Here is an 18,473-nt window from a genome sequence, read left to right as displayed (position 1 = left end):
ACGGGCCATTTGTTCCCAGGAAAACTTTTCAGCCCGCTGAAGCCCTTTCTCTCTGAACCTTTCTCGCTCTTCAGAGCTGGTCAGAAGCCTTAAGAGGGCTTCAGCTATAGCCTCGGAGTCGGTCGGATCAACTAGGATACCGCTGTCCCCCACAACTTCGGGCAAGCTTGCTGCATTGGAGGCCACCACAGGGGTGCCACAGGCCATGGCTTCCAGAGGAGGTAATCCGAACCCTTCGTAGAGGGACGGATATACGAATATTTCAGCCGCATTATACCAGTAAACTTTTTCCTCGGGAGGGATAAACCCGGGCAAAAGGACGTCCTTTTTGAGGCCAAACTTCTCTATGGAAAGCAGAACTGGTTCGTACCCCCAGCCGAGAGCTCCAGCCAGGACAAGTTTTACCCCTTCCCCCTTAACTTTTCGGAAAGCGTCCAGAAGGCGGACCAGGTTTTTCCGAGGTTCAAAGGTCCCAAGGAAGAGGATAAATCGCCTGGGGAGGTTTTTTCTCCTTCTGAACTCCTCCACCTCCTGAGGAGGGAGCGGCTTCAAGACTTCATCGCACCCACAGTAAGTTACCCTTACCTTCTCTTCACGAACTCTTGTGAGTTTTACCAGGTCTTTCTTGGTATTTTCCGAAATGGCCACAACCCGGGTTGCCCTTTTAACCGAAAGCTTGGTGAAAAAAGAAAGATAAAATCTGTTCCAGGGCCTGAAACTTTCGGGAAAGAGCAGAAAGCTTAAGTCATAAACTGTAACTATAAAGGGGCAGGGGGACAACAAAGGCCCCACAAAGGCAAGGCTGTGGAGGAGCTCTACCTTCTCTCTGAGGAGGACCAGGGGCTGAAAAGCTTGCTCCCAGAGGATCCTGACTATGGGATTAGCGGTAGGTAGGGAGGTGAGGTTCAATTTAATTCCGGCGAAGCGAGCTTTCTTTTCACTAAGGAAAGCCACATACTTCCCTTCTCCGTCCACTGCGGGAAGGAAACGCAGTAAGTTGTATATATACTGGTTAATGCCTGCCCCCCTATAATTCTGCGATAGGGAAAGGAGGTGGGCATTAAGGCCTATAACGTATTGGTCCAAAACCTTCCACCCCCCGAAGTTGTTTATATTATACCACAGGGAAAAAGTGAGCTAAAAGCTCACCGTGTTCTGCTCCCCGGCCGAAATTTTGTTCCTAAGTTATCAAAACAAAGCAGCGCCACAGTCCCCAGCCCGCTTGAGATCGAAAGAGGGCAAAACGGCCCCTGCTAGCCTGCTACAGGTAATCCTTTAATGAAGGTTGTTTAAAGAACGACCCTTTCAGTTTCCTGGGAGAGTGCAATATCGTTAGAGTGCGTGGACTAACCTGGGGACCACTGTCCTCCATGCCCCCAATTTGTGTCTGACTTTTAGCCCGCTGGAATTTTAACAGTAAATGTACTGCCCTTGCCCACGGTACTTTGAACCTCTATGGTGCCTCCGTGGGCTTCCACAAGCTCTTTGGCGATGCTCAGACCAAGTCCAGAACCACCTGTACTTCGGGAACGTGATGGTTCTTTGCGCCAGAAACGTTCAAAAATGTGGGGCAAATCTTCCGGCGGGATGCCAGGCCCTGTATCACTGATGGATATTTCCACTGCTGAATTGACCTTTCTAGCCCTGACGGCTACCGTGCCTCCTTCGGGCGTGAAATTAAGAGCGTTGGCCAGAATGTTATGTATAACCTGCCCTATACGCTGTCGGTCAGCGTAGACTGGCAATGGCCCCTCAATGGAGCACTGAAGGTTAAGGCCCTTTTCAATGGCCTCGGTTTCCACAAGCCCCAATATTTCTTTGACAAGTTCAGAAGCATCAAACCGGCTTTTCTCTAAGGGAAGCTTGCCAGCTTCCACCAGGGAAAGAACGCGCAAATCCTCTACCAGCCGCTGGAGGAGCAAGGTTTCGTTGTATATGGGCGCCAGGTGCGCAGAATCCAGGGGGTAAAGGCCATCTAACAGAGCTTCCAGATGCCCCCGCAAAACGCTGAGGGGAGTTCGGAGTTCATGGGCGATGTCCGCCAGCATTTGGCGGCGCTTTTCCTCCTGACATTTTAAGGCTTTAACCATTTCGTTGAAAGAGTAAGCGAGCTCTGCTACTTCATCTTTGCCCCGTATTCGAACCTGGCTCTCAAGATCTCCTGCCGCTATTCTGGCAGCCGCTTGCCGGAGCTCCCTCAAAGGTCTCGTTATATGATAGGCCATCAGAGCTCCCAGCACCACCGCCAGCAAGCATCCCCCCAGGATTACAAAGAGGAGGGAACGCCTCACGCTTGCCAGAAAAGCTTCTTCTATTTCCCCTAAAACAATTCGCCTTCCCCATGCTACCAGAACGACGCCCACGGGCCTGCCCTTTACTATTATCGGAGCTCCCAGGGAAAGTTCTGCGGGGGATAGTTTATGGCCTACCATTTCATCAGCTGAATCCGCCACTATGGTTCCATTTTCATCGGCCACAATTATCCGGGCCTGGCGCATCATCATGCCCAGACCCATGCCCCGTCTTAGGGGGCGCAAAAACGGGAACTCTTTTATAAACCTATCCACTCCCTTCCATCCGCCACTTAAGGAATAGTATTCGGCCAGGAGGGGAGCAATAATTTCGGCCTGAGTCTTGTAGGTTGTCAGAAGATAAGCCTTGAAACGGCCTCTCACCGCACTGTTAATGAACACAGCCATGAAAAAGGCTACCAAAATTATCAAAATCACAAAGCTGATGGTGAGCTTGAGCCATAGACTCCGCATCTATTCCTCCGCCAATTTATATCCAACTCCGTATACGGTTATAATGTAGCGAGGGTTCCTGGGGTCAGGTTCTATCTTCTTACGCAAATTTTTAATGTGGACATCCACTGTTCGCTCGTAACCTTCGTAAGCATATGGCTGGACTTTCTCAAGGATTTCCAGGCGAGTAAAGACCCTACCGGGGTGGCGCGCCAAAAGGTTTAAAATTTCAAACTCCGTGGGAGTGAGATCTACAGGCTTCCCAGCTACCGTGACCGTTCTCTTTTGCGGGTCTATTTCAATATCAGCTACTTTTATGGTCAGAGCCGGAAACTCTCCCTTAGCTCGGCGCAGAACAGCCCTCACCCTGGCTACCAGCTCTCTGAGGGAAAAGGGCTTAGTTATGTAATCATCAGCCCCAATCTCCAGCCCCAATATGCGGTCGCTCTCTTCAACTCTGGCGGTAAGCATAATAATGGGGGTAGATGATTCCCGACGGATTATCCGGGCCACTTCTAGCCCGTCTATCTCCGGCAGCATGAGATCCAGGATTACCAAATCGGGCTTTTCATGGCGGAACAAGGCCAGAGCTTCCTTCCCGGTGTATGCTTTTAGAACCTGAAAACCCGCTGCTTCCAGGTAATCAGCCACCAGGCGCGTCAATTTAACTTCATCTTCCACTACCAGGATTTTGGCTCCCACCCTTCTTCACCCTTCCGGGAGAAGCCTTATGTAATGGCCAGGCCAGCGCATAATCCCCTGTATTAGGTTATAGAAAGAGTAAATCTCCAGAGCAAAGGGCAGGTAACCTCCATACCCGAGGAGCGGCATCTCAAAGATGTGGAGGAAATCAAAGAAAGGAACAGTATAAATCCATTTGGGCCACGACCAGTAATTCCAGAATTCCCAGAAGAAGGCGCATATCAGCACACCGCCAAAAAGGGAAATAACCGGCCTCCATTCCCCCCGTTGCAGATAGATTATCAGACTCTTATAGCCCAGCATGTAATTTATGGCCTCCACTATCAGGAAAAGAAAGATCCAGAGGAATGGGAAAAAGTATCGAGGCCAGAGGAGAAGGGCGAGGAGAGAAAGGATACCCCCTCCCAGCATCCCCCACCCCAGAGCAGGATGAAGGGTGACTTTCCAGCGACTTAAAACTGGCTTTCTAAGGAAAGAAGAAACCAATTCTGAAGCTTCAAAAACAGCAGGGATTACAGTGGAAAAAGAGAGCGAGGCAAAGAAGAAGAACTCCAGAGGGGTAAACTCTCCTCCTATGTAATGCCAGTTCTGAACCCGACGGTTCAGGAGTTCAAATAGCCACCAGAAGGGAGCCGAAAGGAGGAAAAGAACAGCAAACCTGACCGGATTACGGCTAAGGGGCGAACTTCCCTTACGCCAGAACACCAGTGAATCCAGAACCAGTATGAGGCCGAGCCACAATGGGAAGAATAGGATGTGAGTCCTCGGCCCGGGAAGGAACCAGTTGAGAGGCCAACATATAGCCAGAAACCCCAATCCTATCCATCCCCATCTGGTCATGATCCCAAAACCTCATCCACAATTTTTCGTAGACGATGGGTAGCCTCAAAAATGTCAGGTGCTCCCATAACAGCCGAAACTACCGCAATCCCTGAAACCCCTGTTTCCAGAACTTCCCGGGCATTCTCCTCGCTTATCCCGCCTATGGCCACCACCGGAACAGTGGCCACCCTTAGTATTCTCCTCAAACCTTCAAGACCGATGGGCGAACCAGCATCAGGCTTGGTAGAGGTAACGTAAACACTGCCCACCCCCAAGTAGTTGGCACCCTCTGAAGCATAGAGGATAGCCTTCTCCACACTATCGGCCGAAGCCCCAATAATTTTACGAGGCCCCAGGATTTTGCGAGCTAGCCAGACCGGCATGTCCTCATCCCCTACATGGACTCCATCTGCATCCACGGCGAGGGCTACATCAATCCGGTCATTGACAATGAAAAGGACCCCTCTGGCCTTGCATAGGGCTCTAAGAAGCCTTGCTTCCTCTACCATCTTGCGAGTGGGGGCGTCCTTCTCCCGGTACTGGATTACGGTGGCCCCTCCCCTTATAGCTTCTTCCACTGCTTCTACCAGAGAACGGGCCCTGAGAAGCCGCGAATCGGTTATCACGTAAAGCCTTAGGTCCAAAGCATCTCCTCCTCAAGCTGGTTTCAGTTGTATTATAAACCTAAAACCCAAAATTGTCAGGCGCAGCCGAGTTACCCTGACCAATGGGAACGGCACCATTACAGCTAAAACGTTTTTTCTTCCCCTTGACAAAATCGTTTGTAAGAAGTATATTTTAAGCCGAAAGGCGATGACCGGGACGAGTACCCGGGTGCGGGGTGCCAGAGAGGGGAAGTCCAGGCTGCAAACTTCCCTCACTATCGGCCCGGGGAAAACCACCCGCGAGCTGGGTTCCGGAACGTGAAAGGTTAAACCTTTCACCAGTATGGGACCCCGGAGGCCGTCCGTTACCGGCCAAAGAGGGCTACCCCCACTTTTAATGGGGGTAGAATTTGGGTGGAACCGCGGGAGAGAAGCCTCTCGCCCCAAAAGGCGAGAGGTTTTTTATTACCCTGATTAAGGAGGCAACCTATGGAAGAGAAAGAGAAACCTAAAGACTTGGAAACCCTCAGACATTCTGTTTCCCACGTCATGGCCGAAGCCGTCCTTAAATTGTTCCCAGAAGCTAAACTCGGCATAGGCCCGGCTATTGAAAATGGCTTCTACTACGACTTTGACCTCCCAAGAGCCCTAACCCCCGAAGATCTCAAAGCCATAGAAGAAGAAATGCGTAAAATCATAAGAGGCCGCTACCCCTTTGTGCGCAAAGAAATATCGCGGGAGGAAGCCCTGGAGCTGTTCAAAGATCAGCCCTTTAAACTTGAACTTATCCAGGAGATGCCGCCTGATGAAGTGATCACCATTTACACTCATGACACCTTTACCGACCTTTGCCGCGGCCCCCACCTTGAACACACTGGCCAGATACCCGAAGATGGATTCAAACTTCTGAGCGTCGCCGGAGCATACTGGAGGGGAGATGAGCGCCGCCCGCAGCTTCAACGAATTTACGGAACTGCCTGGTTCACCCGCGACGATTTGGAAAAGTATCTGGCCTGGCTGGAAGAAGTGGAGAGGCGCGACCATCGCCGCCTGGGGAAAGACCTGGACCTCTTCAGCATACACCCGGAACTGGGAGCAGGCCTTGTCCTCTGGCATCCTAAAGGAGGACTGATAAGATACCTCATTGAAGAATTCTGGCGTCAGGAACATCTGAAAGCTGGATACCAGTTCGTCTTTACCCCCCACATAGGAAAAAGCTGGCTCTGGGAAACCAGCGGACACCTCAGCTTCTATCGAGAAAACATGTATTCCCCCATGGACATTGAAGGCCATGATTACTACATAAAGCCCATGAACTGCCCCTTCCACATAATGATTTACAAAACTCGCCGCCGCAGCTATCGGGAATTACCTCTACGCTGGGCTGAACTGGGCACTGTTTACCGATATGAACGCTCAGGAGTCCTCCATGGCCTCCTTAGAGTGCGAGGTTTTACCCAGGACGATGCCCATATATTCTGCACCCCAGAACAAATTGAGGATGAAATCCTCGGATGCCTTGACCTGACAATGCGCCTTTTGGGAGCTTTCGGTTTCCGCGAGTACGACATAGCCCTTTCGGTCCGGGATCCACAGCACCCCGAAAAGTATATCGGGACCGATGAAATGTGGGAGATGGCCGAAAGCGCTCTCATCAAAGCTCTGGAGAAAAAAGGGCTATCCTACCGGAGAGAGGAAGGGGAGGCGGTATTCTATGGCCCCAAAATTGATATAAAGATAAAAGATGCTCTGGGACGAGCCTGGCAATGCACTACCATTCAGTTTGATTTCAACATTCCGGAACGCTTTGATTTAACCTACGTCGGTCCGGATGGGAAAGAGCATAGACCCTACATGGTACACCGGGCCCTCCTGGGCTCTATGGAACGATTCCTCGGAGTCCTTATTGAACATTATGCTGGAGCCTTCCCGGTGTGGCTTTCCCCTGTGCAGGTGCGTATTATCCCCATAACCGAGCGCCACAACGATTACGCTCATAAAGTGGCTGCTCGCCTTCGGGAAGAAGGGCTCCGGGTAGAGGTAGATGATGGCCCTGAAAGAATGCAGGCCAAAATCCGCCAGGCCCAGCTGGAGAAAATCCCCTATATGCTTATTGTCGGTGACCGTGAGGTAAAGGAGGAAAAAGTAGCCGTTAGACTCCGCTCAGGGGAGGACTTGGGGCCAAAGGGAATAGATGAGTTTATAACTATGGCCAGGGAGGCTATAGCTCAAAAGCGATAGAGCCTCAGGAGGCCAGTTCCTCAAGCATACGGGCTTGCTCTTCAGCGGCGAGGGCATCTATGAATTCATCAAGCTCTCCATCCAGGACTTCCTCAAGCCTGTAGGAAGTGAAGCCGATGCGGTGGTCTGTGACTCTGTTCTGGGGAAAATTATAGGTTCGGATCTTTTCACTGCGCTCTCCTGTCCCAACTTGCTTGCGGCGCTCCTGGTCAATTTGTTCCTTCACCTTGCGCTGTTCCATCTCATAAAGTTTAGCCCGAAGGATGGCCAGGGCCCGTTCTTTATTCTGATGCTGAGAGCGCTCACTCTCGCAGGTAACGGTTATCCCTGTGGGGATATGAGTGATGCGGACAGCGGTGGCGTTTTTCTGCATGTGCTGTCCGCCGGGTCCCGATGACCTATATACATCAATCTGAAGGTCGTCAGGGTTTATGTGGACTTCCACATCATCAACCTGGGGGAGAACCGCCACAGTAGCGGTGGAAGTATGGATACGGCCGCTGGCCTCAGTGATGGGAACCCTTTGAACCCTGTGGACTCCGCTTTCGTACTTGAGGCGGGAGTAAGCTCCTCTGCCTTTCACCTGGAATACTATTTCCTTAAAACCTCCGAGGCCAGTATCATGGAAGCTGAGGATTTCCACATCCCAGCCCTGCTTTTCGGCATAACGGCTATACATCCTGAAAAGGTCGGCAGCGAAGAGGGCGGCTTCTTCCCCACCTGCCCCTGCCCTTATCTCCACGATTACATCCTTTTCGTCCCTTGAATCCCTGGGGATAAGAAGTGTTTTGAGGCGCTTTTCCATCGCCTCAATCTTTTCTTCCAGCTCCTTCACTTCAAGCTTAGCGAGTTCTTTCAGCTCTTCGTCTTCACTTTCCTCCAGAAGGGTTTTCGCTTCTTCAAGTTGCTTTCTAAGCCTCCTATAATCCCTGTAAGCTTGGACAAGCTCCTCCAGCTCTGCCTGCTCCTGAGCGTACTCTGCCATCTTCTCAGGGTTCGCTATGGTCTCGGGCGAACTCATAAGCTCATTCAGCTCCTCGTAGCGCCTTTCGGCTTTCTCCAGTTTATCCAGCAGTTTCTCCAACATTCCCAACCTCCCCGCTTTTAAATAAACGCAAGATATTCTACCATGGAAAGCTTTAAGCCTCAAGAAACCGGCCCTTTCGGCATGCTTGTGATGGGAAAAACAAGCAATTTTCTCCCTGTTCTTCAGTCGGGAGATACAATCTATTTGGGAAAGTTTTACGTGCGCTGAACCTAAAAGGCCTCTTCCTCCACTGGAACTTTTGCTGCTTCCTTCGGGAGTTTGTAGACCAGGCGACAAAAGGCACAGTAACCAGGGGCAGTAGTGGGTTGCCCACACCTCTGGCATGGGTGAAGAGGAAGGGCTTCCTCTTCTCTAAACCGAATTCTACCCTCTTCTTTGGCCTGAAGGAAGGATAGGTAAAAACTGAGTTTGCTCCCTGGGGAGTTTTTTTCCAGCTGATTCAGAAGACCCTTGTAAAAAATTGAGGTAGAACCAACAGCATAGGGACATTCGTCGTAAATGTAATCAATACCCATGAGGAGAGCATAAGCAGCTGTTTCCCTTTCGTACATCCGGCAGAAGGGCTTGACCTTCCGGGCCAGACCCGGATAGTCAGAAGGTAAAACCGGTCCTTGACGAGCCAGGTAACCTGTATGCCAGCGCAGAACGTTCCCAAGAAGGGCAGCAGCCTCATCGTCAAGGTTATGACCGGTTGCGATGGCATAGTAGTTTCCTTCCAGAGCAACACGGTTCATCTCGTGCCGCTTTACCAGACCGCACAGAGCGCACACCCTCTGACCTCGCCATGATTCCCTGGCGAATTCCGGGATGCTCCGTCCATAAAGAGCTTTCACATCCACAATGTGAAGTTCGGCTTCAGGATGCGCCGAGGCGAATTTCTTCACCTTCTCCAGTGAAACTTCGGAATAATCCTGATGCCCAATGCCAAGGTTGATATACATCCCATCGGCCTTGTAGCCCAGCCGCAGGAGAACATCCCACAGGGATAAACTATCTTTACCACCGGAAACGGCCACTAAAACTTTATCTTCTCGCCGGAACATCCTGTAAAGTTTTATGGTCCTTTCAGTCCGCTCCACAAACCACTCGATGAAATGGTCGCGGCAGAGAGCCAGTTTATGCTGACGCATATTGATGACTGCTTCTTTTCCACATTTACGACACCGCATCTCTATCCTCCAAAAACACCAACGCTGGAAAAGAAATTACCTTTACCCCTGTAAGCACAGGGATTGCCATAACCTCAGATCACACTCGCCGGTAAACCTTCCCTGGGGGATATCGCAGAGGTTTTTCCTATCCCCCAGAAATTACCGCTATAAGCTTGACTACATCGCCATCCTTGAGGACTGTGTCTTCGGTTATGAGCTTCCCATCTTTTACTGGAATCACTGCCTCTATGAGCAAGCCAGCTTCCTCTACGGCCTTCTTAACGGTTATACCGGGCCTTACCTCCCACTCTCTATCCCGGTAAATGAGTTTAACCATTCCGATCACCCCCTCCTAATAATTTTACCTCACTTCCTTCTGACTTGAAGGACCAAAATCCCACCGATTATCAAAGAAGCCCCCAGCATCTGAGGCCACTCCATTCTCTCCCCAAAGAGGATGGCACCCATGGCTGCTGCTGCTAAGGGTTCAAGGTTGGCCATTATGCTGGCCACGCTTACTGGGATATAGCGCAGTGCTGTTATATAGCAGAAACCACCCCCCAGAGAGGGGATTATGCTCAAAGCTAAAAGCCAGAGGAGAAGACGGAAATCATAAAAGGGCAGCGCGATGTTTTTAAAACTCAAGGGTAGAAGAAAAAGGGCCCCCAGCCCCATGGAATACATGAGGGTATCCAGAGGGCTGTGGCGCTGCACCGCCAGCTTGTTAAAGATATTGTAGAAACTGTAAGTGAGGCCAGCTCCGAGGCCTAAAAGAACTCCGTAAAGGTTGAACCTCAAGGTCTCCGGCCTGTAAACCTTCGCCACCAGTGCACTTCCGGTGAAGGTAAGAATTACGGCCGCTACCTTGAAGACTGTAAGCTTCTCCCCAAAGAGGAAATGGGATATTAGGGCAACCCAGGCCGGCGCAGTATACATCAGGATAGCTGCCATTCCCACTCCGATGGCATCTATGGCGTAGGCGTAAACAGTGTAAAAGAGAGCTACCCCTATCAAAGCATAACTTAGAAAAAGAGCCCAATCACTTTTCGTTAACGAAAAATTCCCCCTCAAAGCTTTTGCTAAAAATACTATGAGAGAAGTGAAGGTGATGCGGAAGAAAACGATATCAAGAGGGGTGAAACGGGGCTCCAGGGCTAAAATGATCTTGTAAAAGGGGCCGAGGGTGGCCCACAGAAGAGCTGCTATGGCTACAAGGGCAAATCCCACTAAATCCCGGCTCAATTTGTCCTCCCTTAACGGGTTGAATATAATTTCTCCGAAAGGAGAAGATGCCTCCATGGAACTCTTTCTGAGACTGCTACTGGCCCATATGCTAGGCGATTTTGTGTTCCAATCGGCTGGGCTTGTCGCCTTGAAGAAACAAGGCTATAAGGGCCTTTTGATCCACGCCGGAGTAGTGACTTTTTGGACTTTTGCCCTGACATGGGGTTATCCAGCGAAAGGATGGGCTATTGCTTTTCTTCTTTCGTTAATGCATCTGGCTTCAGACTGGGCGCGCTATTACTGGCGCGCTCGAAGCCCACTGGAAGAGCTGGCCTCCTTCCTTGGAGATCAACTCCTTCACATCGGACTTATCATGGGGGCCATGGCTGCTTTTGGCATTCCCATTCCTTGGGGGGAGCTTGCCCACCCAGCAGCCCTTGCATGGCCTCTTAAACTTATCCTGGCCCTCATCCTCTTCATCTTCCTGATATGGGTGGTGCCGTTGCTGGAGAAAATGGTGGTAGAAATAAGCCCCGCCTGTTCCCACTCCCGCCATCTTATTAAGGTGGAACCAACCCAGCGGTTCCTGGGAGCTGTGGAAAGAGTTCTGGCGCTAATCATCTTTATAAAAGTTAATCCTCTCCTGGCCTTGCTGGCCTTTATCCCCCGGATTTTCACAGGACCAAAAAGGCGGTGCGCTCTCTACCGCGCGGCCGTTAGCCTGTCCATAACTTTGCCAGCGGCCTCCTATCTGGCCAGATTTTAACCCTCCTCAATGATGGTGTAAGAAGTATAGATGGGAGCAGCCTTTTCCAGCATAGCCCCCACGGAGCAGTATTTTTCCCTGGATAACTGTATAGCCCTTTTGAGGCCTTCCTCCGAAATGCCCTGGCCCTTTACGATGTATTCCAGGTGAAATTGAGTGTAAACCTTGGGATGCTCCTGCGCCCTTTCAGCTCTAACCTTGACCTGAAAAGAGGTAACCTTTTGGCGCTGTTTATTAAGAATGCTTATGACGTCCATAGCAGTGCATCCAGCCAGGGCAATGAGAACCAGCTCCATCGGGGTTGGCCCCAACTCTGAGCCCCCGACTTCTTTCCGCCCATCTATAACTATACCCTTGCCTGATGGGCTCTGGCCTACAAAACACAAGCCATCAACCCAGGTCACCTGTCCCTCTACCATAGCCACCTCCTTGCAGTTAGGATATTTTCAGTGAAGAAACGGCCTTTCTTACAGCTTCAATGTCAGGCTCTACTACCAGAGGACTGCCACCGGCTTTCATTGCCGCTCCCACATCCTTAAGCCCATTGCCCGTAATAAGGACCACTACTTTTTCCTCGGGGGCTATCAAACCTTCCCTCAAACCTTTGAGAAGACCAGCGAAAGGGGCGGCCCCGGCAGGCTCGGCGAATATCCCCGCCTCACGTCCAAGAACTCTCATGGCCTCCAAAATTTCCTCATCGCTTACTGTAATGAAAGCCCCACCGGTATAACGGACAGCTCGCAGGGCTTTTATCTTATCCCGCGGCATGCTTACAGAGATGGAATCAGCTATGGTGCTGGCCTTTACTGGCTTTACCTCCTCTGTCCCCGCTTTCCAGGCATTATACAGCGCAGCTGACCCCTCCGCCTGAACACCAAGGAGCCTGGGGAGTTTATCAATCCACCCCACCGATGCAAGGTCCCTGAGCCCTTTGCCCAAGCCTCCGATTATACATCCATCCCCAACCCCCACGAGAATCCAGTCGGGTGCCTCCCACCCAAACTGCTCGCATATTTCAAGGGCAGCTGTTTTCTTCCCTTCAGAGAGATAAGGGTTATAGGCCGTGTTCCGTATATACCACCCATACTCTTTGGAGGCCTCAAGGCACAGGTCATAGGCCTGGTCATAAGAGCCATCTACTGCTAAGACGGTGGCACCGTATATTAAAAGCTGAGCTATCTTACCCTGGGGGGCGGTCCTGGGGACAAAGATTACACACTTTAAGCCCACGCTGGCCGCAAGGCCCGCCACGGAAGAGGCCGCATTCCCGGTGCTGGCGGCCGCAATGACCTTTTTCCCCAGCTCCATCGCTTTGACAATCCCCACTGCACTTGCCCGGTCCTTTAAAGAAGCCGTCGGCTGGCGACCTTCATCTTTAAGGTAAAGGTTAGGCATCCCCAGTCTTTCTCCAAGCCTTCTGGCGTGGTAAAGCGGAGTCCATCCTACAGTAAGGGGCGGGATTGGACTATCGGGCTTTACCGGAAGAAAGGGCCTGTATCGCCATATGGTGAAATTGGAACTTGCCTTTAACCTTGCAGGGTCTATCTGGCGCGCTATTTCTCGGTAATCGTAAACCACATCCAGGATGCCTTCATCCCCATGGTGAGGGCACACGTAAAGCACTTCATCCACCCCATATTCTCGCCCGCACAGGACACACTTAAGACCCAGCACGTGCTTCATTTCTCAACCTCCACACGATTTTATGAAAGCCTCAAAGATCCTGGCCATTGGAGGGCTGGAAAAGTTTTCCGGATGCCATTGAATTCCCAGGGCGAAAAGGCCCGCTTCCTCTTTCTCAATAGCCTCTATGATCCCATCTTCAGCCCAGGCGACCGCCTGGAATCCAGGGGCTACTTCTTTCACTGCTTGATGGTGGCGGCTGTTAACCCCCAGGGATGAGCAACCTAAAATTGAAGCCAGCAGAGAACCAGGTTTTAAATTGACCGTATGAGCTATGTGGTCCGGAGCATAGGCGGGAGGCATGAAGCTGTGAGGTATGGAACCTGCCCTCTGGTGAAATATGTCCTGAAACAAGGAGCCGCCGGCAGCTACGTTTAGGACCTGCACCCCACGGCATATCCCTAAAACAGGTTTACCGATTTGTAAAAACTTCCGGACCAGGAATATCTCCATCTTATCCCTTTCTGGATTCACATCTCTTAACCACTCCGTTGGCTCTTCACCGTATAAGGCGGGATGGATATCTCCCCCTCCGCTGAGGAGGAGGCCGTCGGCGAATTCAATTATTTGCACAAGTTTTTCCTCTTCCATAGGTGGTACAATCAAGGGGATCCCTCCGGCTCTTTCCACTGCTTCAAGGTAAGATGGCAACTGCCCCCAGAGGCTAACCCTGTATTGCGGGAGGAGCTCAGCTTCAAAAAAGGCAGCCGGCAAAGCAATGAAAGGCTTTTTCATCGGAAAATTACCACCAGCAAGATTGTTTTTGCTTCTACCTTCACGGCCCCAGACCTGGAGGAATAACCTGCGGCTCCGAAGGCTTTACTGCATAGACTGTAAACGCCTGCCTTCAGGGAAAAAGCGAGCAGAGTTACAATACTATCGGTTATGTCTTGAGCAAAGCCTCTTATAAAGGCCACTACATTCAAAGCTCGCAAGCTGAAGGTGGAGTCCAGAACTTTCTCTAACATAAAACCTGCTCCTTTTGGGAGATTATAAGCCTGCAGGGCAAAAGTGTCAAAGAAAGGCACCTCCTGCGGCGATGGGGGCTCCGAGAGGAGGCGGTGCGCCGTTCAGGGTGTGCCAGGCCCGCTTTGACTATTCCCAAACACCCGGGTTATACTGGTGGTTGAAGATAATGGAACCCTGGGAGCCCTGTTAGCGTCTCCATTATGGAAAATCCGGAAGGAGGACGAAACATGCGAAGGGCTTTACCTTTAATCCTATCGGTGGCAATTTTGTTAGCAGGTTGTAAAATTGGAGCAGCCCCTTTACCCCCTAAGGTTACTCCTTTTGAAAAAGGCGAGTTTGTTGCTCCCATTCCCTCTCTGCTGCCAGTTACTGTAGATACCGAAATGGCCGGCAAAGGTCTTCCCGCCATAGCCGAAAGGATGATTATCCGGCGGGCAGATCTTTCCTTGGTGGTTCAGGATACAAAGGAAGCTATTTCCAGAATTGAAGCCATAGCCGTAGAGAAAGGCGGCTATCTCCATCAATCCAGTGTCTGGAAAGAAAACGAAAACCTCAAAGCCCAGCTAACTATAATGGTTCCGGCGACAAAGTTTGAAGAAACCCTGGACGCTCTCAGAAAACTGGCCGTTGACATCCTCAGCGAATCGGTATCAGGCCAGGACGTAACCGAGGAATACACGGATCTGGAAGCGCGCCTTAAAAACCTGGAAGCTACAGAGAAAGAGCTCAGGGAATTACTGGCCACCGTAAGGGAACGCACCGGAAAGGCCGAGGACATTATGGCTGTATACCGGGAACTCACCCACATAAGGGAAGAAATTGAAAGGGTGAAAGGCCGGATGAAATATCTGGAGCAAATGACGAGCTTTTCCACCATCACGATATATTTGACCCCCAGTGTCCTGGCGCAACCCGTAGCCCCAGCTACCTGGAAGCCAGCCAGGACCTTCTGGTATGCGACGAGAGCTTTAGTCAGGGCCCTCCAGTTCACAGTAGATGCGGCCATCTGGGTCACTGTGGTGGTCATCCCACTGAGCTTGCCTTTTGCCCTTGCAGCTTTCCTGTTCTGGAGGAATCTGAGGAAACCAAGGCCGAAGCAGGGGGTTAGCCCATGAAGGTGATTGTGGTCCCCCACACTCACTGGGATAGAGAGTGGTATTTTCCCTTTGAAAGGTTTCGCTATCACCTGGTCCGGATGCTGGACGAAACCTTGGACCTCCTCAAGGGGAACGAAAAATTCAGGCATTTCCTGCTGGATGGTCAGGCTATCATTGCTGAGGATTACTTGGAAATTCGTCCCGATAGGGAGGGAGACCTCAAGCAGGCTATAGCCTATGGGCGCCTGTCCACAGGCCCATGGTATACCATGCCCGATGAATTTCTGGCCGGGGGAGAGGCTCTGGTGCGCAATTTGCTGGAAGGCCACAAATTAGGGAAAGCTCTGGGGGGGACAATGAAAATTGGCTACCTGCCGGACCCTTTCGGGCATGTAGCTCAGATGCCCCAGATATTGAGGGGCTTTGGAATAGAAACCGCATTTCTATCCCGAGGTGTGGCCCCGCAGAAAACTGAGTTCTGGTGGGAAGCCCCCGATGGTTCCAGAGTCCTCACCCATTGGTTCGCCGCCTCTTATTGTAACGCCCGGAATCTACCTTCTGACCCTGAAAATTTTGAGCTGGGCCCTTTTAAAGGCCTCAGTTCCCTCCTGGAATTTCTAAGAGGCCTCTCCACTGCCGACGCTGTTTTACTCATGGCCGGATGCGACCACATGGGACCTCAGAAAGACCTGCCCTCTGTCCTGGAACATCTTTCGGCCAGGATGGGCTATTCTTTTAACCTGGGGTCCCTTGAGGATTACCTTGAACTCCTGGACAGAAATCGGGAGCTGGAGGTCATACAGGGCGAATTGCGTACCCCCTTCTTTGCCCCTTTGCTCCCGGGAGTCCTCTCCTCCCGCATTTACCTTAAACTGATGAACCATAAGGCCTTTACTTTGCTCAATTTTTATGCTGAACCGTTAGCCTCCTTCGCCATGACCATGGGAGAGCAATATCCTTCAAGCTTCTTGAGGCATGCCTGGAAGCTCCTCCTTAAAAACCACTTTCACGATTCCATCTGTGGGACTTCCGTAGATGAAGTGCACCAGGAAATGGTAGTGAGGTTCGCCCAGGTGGAGCAGGTGGCAAAAGAAGTGACCGAAGAATCTCTCCAGAAAATTGGGCAAAAAGTTCGGGGCGGAGAGGGGATAAACTTCCTGATCTTTAACCCTACCTCATCCCAGCGGACAGACACGGTGGAAGTGTGGGTTGAACCGAGGCTCTCCCCTCCACGGGGCAGAGCTCAGGAACCAGGGCCCGAGGATTTAGCTGTAGAGCGCTTCACACTTGTTTCCCCTGAAGGCCATGTCGTTCCCTTCAGGATCGGGGAGAGGGTACTGGAAAGCAGGGACATTCTGGAGGGAGTAAAACATGTGGAGAAAGTTAAGATTTCCTTCCTGGCTGAAGGCCTTCCTCCCTGGGGCTACAAAATCTATCGCCTTGTCCCGGGAAATCCCCCTGTTACTTCCGGAAAAGGAGTTCTCCTGGATTCAAAGACTATGGAGAACGAATTCTTCCGGGTAGAAGTCATGGACAACGGGACGATTAAAGTCGTGGATAAAGGAAGCGGCGCTGTGTACGAGAATGTTGGCTATTTTGAGGATGCGGGAGATGCGGGTGATGAATATAACTTCGAGGCTCCTGAAAGCCAGGAAGTTTTCACCACCTTGGCTCTGAAAGCGGAAATTGACCTGGCTGAAAACTTCCAGGATTGGGCCACTATTAGAATAAGGCATCGCTTCCTTATACCCCAGAACCTTACAGCGGAGCGCAAACGCCGCAGCCGCAGGAAGGTAATCTGCCCTATAACCACTTTTATCACGCTTAAACGTGGGGTAAGGAGAATTGAATTCCGTACCATAGTGGATAACAGGGCTCGTGATCACCGTCTGAGGGTGGCTTTTCCGGTAGACTTCATCTGTCGAGAATCCATTGCCGAAAGTGCCTTCGCCCTTGTTTCCCGTTCCACCGCTTTGCCCGAAGCCATAAGTCCCTTTGAAGCTCCCGTAAGCACCCACCCTCAAGAGCGTTTTCTCCTGGTTCAGGGCGAAGGACGTGGAATAGCTGTTTTGAATAAAGGCTTGCCAGAATATGAGGTGACCCCTGAGGGAGTTGTTTTCCTCACCCTCCTGAGGTGTGTCGGGTGGCTTTCAAGGGATGATTTGAGAGCGCGGCTCGGGCATGCTGGCCCTCCTTATGAGGTCCCGGAGGCCCAGTGCCCGGGTGTGCATGTTTTCGAATATGCTTTCGTCCCTTACCCTGGTTTTTGGTGGGAGGCGTTCCCATGGCTTGAGGCCGAAGCCTTCACCCGACCTCTCGTGGCGGCAAGGGTTAGTGCTGAAGGAAACTTGCCTTCTACCCTGAGCCTGCTGGAAATAAACCCGCCGCAGGTTATAGTGAGTGCGATCAAAAAGGCCGAAGATGGAGCAGGAATTGTGATAAGGCTGTGGAATGCAACGCGGGAGGAAATTTCCGGCAGCATTGTTCTATGGCGTGAGGTGGCAGAGGCATGGGAGACGAATCTGCTGGAGGAACCCTTAGCTCCCTTGAAAGTGGAGGGTAGAAAAATTTCCTTCCGATTGCGGGGGTGTGAAATTAAAACCCTGAAAGTTATCAGCACCGGATGAACCAGCCCTTCCAGGCGTTTTACTGGCTTTCCCCACCTCCGGGAGCCCTGAGAATGCGGAAATTTTTGCCACTGCTGTGGCCTTTTGCGATGCCAGTATCCTGAAAGGGCAAAAGAATAAGTGATTAAGGGCTGGCCACAACCCCGGCCTTCCAGGAACCACCGTCCAGCCTTTGGGAGTAACTGCGGTATAAACGCCCTTCTGGATTAGTTTATCCGGGCCTGGGTGATAGCCAGCTCCGATGTTTCCTAACCAAAGGCTGGTAGAACTGCCTCGCACAAGGACCAGGCCGACACCTCATACGACATCGGCCCGGAAGGAAACTGAGCCTTCTAAAACTTGCGGAACTTATCCTTCAGGGCTCCGCATATTGGGCAGCGATCAGGGGCTTCGCCAGCCACCCTGCTGCGTGAAAGGCAATAAGGGCACAGGCGAAAGGCAGGAACGCGAGATGATTGGCGGCCCTCTTCTCCCAACGGACCAACATCCGCCGGAAGCGGTTCAGCCAACCGTGCGTCCGCTCTACTACCCAGTGCCGGGCTCGCTTCCCTGCCTCTTTCGCATCTCTTTGGCTCCTTCACCCCCCGAGAGCGAACACGGGCGGCAAACCCAAATAGTAGCCCGCACCCTGGTTGAGTTTATCTCAAGCGCAGGACCAGAGGCAGGTAGACCTTCAGCAGAGTCACCACATCCACCGGCACACTGGACCATAACGGCCGTCCATCGCCCAACTGGCCGTAGTAGTTATTCCCCCAGCACTTGGCCCCGCCGCCCTCCGTCAGGGCACAGGTGTG

18 protein-coding genes, 1 pseudogene and 1 other annotated feature are annotated in these 18,473 nt (G+C 51.6%); of the genes and pseudogenes, 4 read left to right on the top strand and 15 right to left on the bottom strand.

From position 1 onward, the window contains the following. The 5 genes from NZ653_08750 to thiE form a co-directional block, all read right to left on the bottom strand. Nucleotides 1–1,086: glycosyltransferase family 4 protein (locus NZ653_08750; protein ID MCS7287207.1), on the bottom strand; the 1,086-nt coding region annotated here is incomplete at its 3' end. 308 nt (nucleotides 1,087–1,394) lie between these two features. After that, nucleotides 1,395–2,765, bottom strand: a complete 1,371-nt coding sequence (locus tag NZ653_08745) for an ATP-binding protein (GenBank protein ID MCS7287206.1) — start codon at nucleotides 2,763–2,765, stop codon at nucleotides 1,395–1,397. Further along, a complete protein-coding gene (locus tag NZ653_08740; GenBank protein MCS7287205.1) occupies nucleotides 2,766–3,446 on the bottom strand; it encodes a response regulator transcription factor in 681 nt (226 codons plus the stop codon). It abuts the gene before it with no gap. A gap of 6 nt (nucleotides 3,447–3,452) precedes the next feature. Continuing rightward, nucleotides 3,453–4,286, bottom strand: a complete 834-nt coding sequence (locus NZ653_08735; protein MCS7287204.1) for a hypothetical protein — start codon at nucleotides 4,284–4,286, stop codon at nucleotides 3,453–3,455. Next, complete coding sequence (thiE, locus tag NZ653_08730) at nucleotides 4,283–4,912, bottom strand: thiamine phosphate synthase (protein MCS7287203.1); 630 nt, start codon at nucleotides 4,910–4,912, stop codon at nucleotides 4,283–4,285. The genes NZ653_08735 and thiE overlap by 4 nt, the downstream gene beginning before the upstream one ends. A 160-nt stretch (nucleotides 4,913–5,072) precedes the next feature. Next, nucleotides 5,073–5,322 (top strand) — a binding site (T-box leader). 40 nt (nucleotides 5,323–5,362) lie between these two features. Here thiE and thrS point away from each other — a divergent pair. Beyond that, a complete protein-coding gene (gene thrS / locus NZ653_08725) occupies nucleotides 5,363–7,114 on the top strand; it encodes a threonine--tRNA ligase (GenBank protein MCS7287202.1) in 1,752 nt (583 codons plus the stop codon). A gap of 4 nt (nucleotides 7,115–7,118) precedes the next feature. On the opposite strand, the gene prfA is transcribed toward thrS, so the two are convergent. The 4 genes from prfA to NZ653_08705 all read right to left on the bottom strand — a co-directional run bounded on the left by prfA (nucleotide 7,119) and on the right by NZ653_08705 (nucleotide 10,555). Further along, nucleotides 7,119–8,189: a peptide chain release factor 1 gene (prfA, locus tag NZ653_08720; GenBank protein ID MCS7287201.1), complete on the bottom strand. Its 1,071-nt coding sequence runs from the start codon at nucleotides 8,187–8,189 to the stop codon at nucleotides 7,119–7,121. A 182-nt stretch (nucleotides 8,190–8,371) separates the two neighbouring features. Continuing rightward, nucleotides 8,372–9,331, bottom strand: a complete 960-nt coding sequence (locus NZ653_08715; GenBank protein ID MCS7287200.1) for an adenine nucleotide alpha hydrolase family protein — start codon at nucleotides 9,329–9,331, stop codon at nucleotides 8,372–8,374. Nucleotides 9,332–9,458: 127 nt separating this feature from the next. After that, a complete protein-coding gene (locus NZ653_08710; protein ID MCS7287199.1) occupies nucleotides 9,459–9,650 on the bottom strand; it encodes a MoaD/ThiS family protein in 192 nt (63 codons plus the stop codon). 29 nt (nucleotides 9,651–9,679) lie between these two features. After that, complete coding sequence (locus tag NZ653_08705) at nucleotides 9,680–10,555, bottom strand: DMT family transporter (protein ID MCS7287198.1); 876 nt, start codon at nucleotides 10,553–10,555, stop codon at nucleotides 9,680–9,682. Nucleotides 10,556–10,610: 55 nt separating this feature from the next. Between NZ653_08705 and NZ653_08700 the strand changes: the two genes are divergently transcribed. Continuing rightward, a complete protein-coding gene (locus NZ653_08700; protein ID MCS7287197.1) occupies nucleotides 10,611–11,303 on the top strand; it encodes a DUF3307 domain-containing protein in 693 nt (230 codons plus the stop codon). Here NZ653_08700 and NZ653_08695 read toward each other — a convergent pair. From NZ653_08695 to NZ653_08680, 4 genes are read right to left on the bottom strand one after another with little or no spacing between them, the layout of a single operon-like run. After that, entirely contained in the window at nucleotides 11,300–11,722 is a 423-nt protein-coding gene (locus NZ653_08695) for an OsmC family protein (protein ID MCS7287196.1), read from the bottom strand. The two genes, NZ653_08700 and NZ653_08695, sit on opposite strands and share 4 nt — an antisense overlap. A gap of 16 nt (nucleotides 11,723–11,738) precedes the next feature. Next, a complete protein-coding gene (locus tag NZ653_08690; GenBank protein ID MCS7287195.1) occupies nucleotides 11,739–12,986 on the bottom strand; it encodes a threonine synthase in 1,248 nt (415 codons plus the stop codon). A gap of 3 nt (nucleotides 12,987–12,989) precedes the next feature. Continuing rightward, nucleotides 12,990–13,721 (bottom strand): gamma-glutamyl-gamma-aminobutyrate hydrolase family protein, encoded by a 732-nt coding sequence (locus NZ653_08685; protein ID MCS7287194.1) that lies wholly within the window; start codon nucleotides 13,719–13,721, stop codon nucleotides 12,990–12,992. After that, nucleotides 13,718–13,954: a hypothetical protein gene (locus NZ653_08680; GenBank protein MCS7287193.1), complete on the bottom strand. Its 237-nt coding sequence runs from the start codon at nucleotides 13,952–13,954 to the stop codon at nucleotides 13,718–13,720. Before NZ653_08680 ends, NZ653_08685 begins: the two co-directional genes overlap by 4 nt. Nucleotides 13,955–14,182: 228 nt before the next feature. On the opposite strand from NZ653_08680, the gene NZ653_08675 reads away from it, so the two are divergent. Together NZ653_08675 and NZ653_08670 are read left to right on the top strand one after the other, a co-directional pair. Continuing rightward, on the top strand, nucleotides 14,183–15,070 hold the full coding sequence (locus NZ653_08675; protein MCS7287192.1) for a DUF4349 domain-containing protein: 888 nt from the start codon (nucleotides 14,183–14,185) through the stop codon (nucleotides 15,068–15,070). Beyond that, nucleotides 15,067–17,679, top strand: coding sequence for a glycosyl hydrolase-related protein (locus tag NZ653_08670; protein ID MCS7287191.1), 2,613 nt, complete (start codon nucleotides 15,067–15,069; stop codon nucleotides 17,677–17,679). Before NZ653_08675 ends, NZ653_08670 begins: the two co-directional genes overlap by 4 nt. Nucleotides 17,680–18,034: 355 nt before the next feature. Here NZ653_08670 and NZ653_08665 read toward each other — a convergent pair. Then, nucleotides 18,035–18,229, bottom strand: a pseudogene (locus NZ653_08665) (hypothetical protein). Nucleotides 18,230–18,317: 88 nt separating this feature from the next. After that, the coding region (locus NZ653_08660) for an RCC1 domain-containing protein (GenBank protein ID MCS7287190.1) at nucleotides 18,318–18,473 on the bottom strand (156 nt) is incomplete at its 5' end.

It is taken from the genome of Anaerolineae bacterium (assembly GCA_025062375.1).
Taxonomy (GTDB): domain Bacteria; phylum Chloroflexota; class Anaerolineae; order SpSt-600; family SpSt-600; genus SpSt-600.
Note: the sequence above shows the minus strand (reverse complement) of the source record. Positions and strands in the feature narration are given on the sequence as shown.

Excerpts from the sequence above, each read along its gene's own strand:
- NZ653_08745 (MCS7287206.1), bottom strand. The coding sequence starts at position 2,765 with ATGCGGAGTCTATGGCTCAAGCTCACCATCAGCTTTGTGATTTTGATA.
- NZ653_08735 (MCS7287204.1), bottom strand. The coding sequence starts at position 4,286 with ATGACCAGATGGGGATGGATAGGATTGGGGTTTCTGGCTATATGTTGG.
- thrS (MCS7287202.1), top strand. The coding sequence starts at position 5,363 with ATGGAAGAGAAAGAGAAACCTAAAGACTTGGAAACCCTCAGACATTCT.
- NZ653_08715 (MCS7287200.1), bottom strand. The coding sequence starts at position 9,331 with ATGCGGTGTCGTAAATGTGGAAAAGAAGCAGTCATCAATATGCGTCAG.
- NZ653_08710 (MCS7287199.1), bottom strand. The coding sequence starts at position 9,650 with ATGGTTAAACTCATTTACCGGGATAGAGAGTGGGAGGTAAGGCCCGGT.
- NZ653_08700 (MCS7287197.1), top strand. The coding sequence starts at position 10,611 with ATGGAACTCTTTCTGAGACTGCTACTGGCCCATATGCTAGGCGATTTT.
- NZ653_08695 (MCS7287196.1), bottom strand. The coding sequence starts at position 11,722 with ATGGTAGAGGGACAGGTGACCTGGGTTGATGGCTTGTGTTTTGTAGGC.
- NZ653_08690 (MCS7287195.1), bottom strand. The coding sequence starts at position 12,986 with ATGAAGCACGTGCTGGGTCTTAAGTGTGTCCTGTGCGGGCGAGAATAT.
- NZ653_08685 (MCS7287194.1), bottom strand. The coding sequence starts at position 13,721 with ATGAAAAAGCCTTTCATTGCTTTGCCGGCTGCCTTTTTTGAAGCTGAG.
- NZ653_08680 (MCS7287193.1), bottom strand. The coding sequence starts at position 13,954 with ATGTTAGAGAAAGTTCTGGACTCCACCTTCAGCTTGCGAGCTTTGAAT.
- NZ653_08675 (MCS7287192.1), top strand. The coding sequence starts at position 14,183 with ATGCGAAGGGCTTTACCTTTAATCCTATCGGTGGCAATTTTGTTAGCA.
- NZ653_08670 (MCS7287191.1), top strand. The coding sequence starts at position 15,067 with ATGAAGGTGATTGTGGTCCCCCACACTCACTGGGATAGAGAGTGGTAT.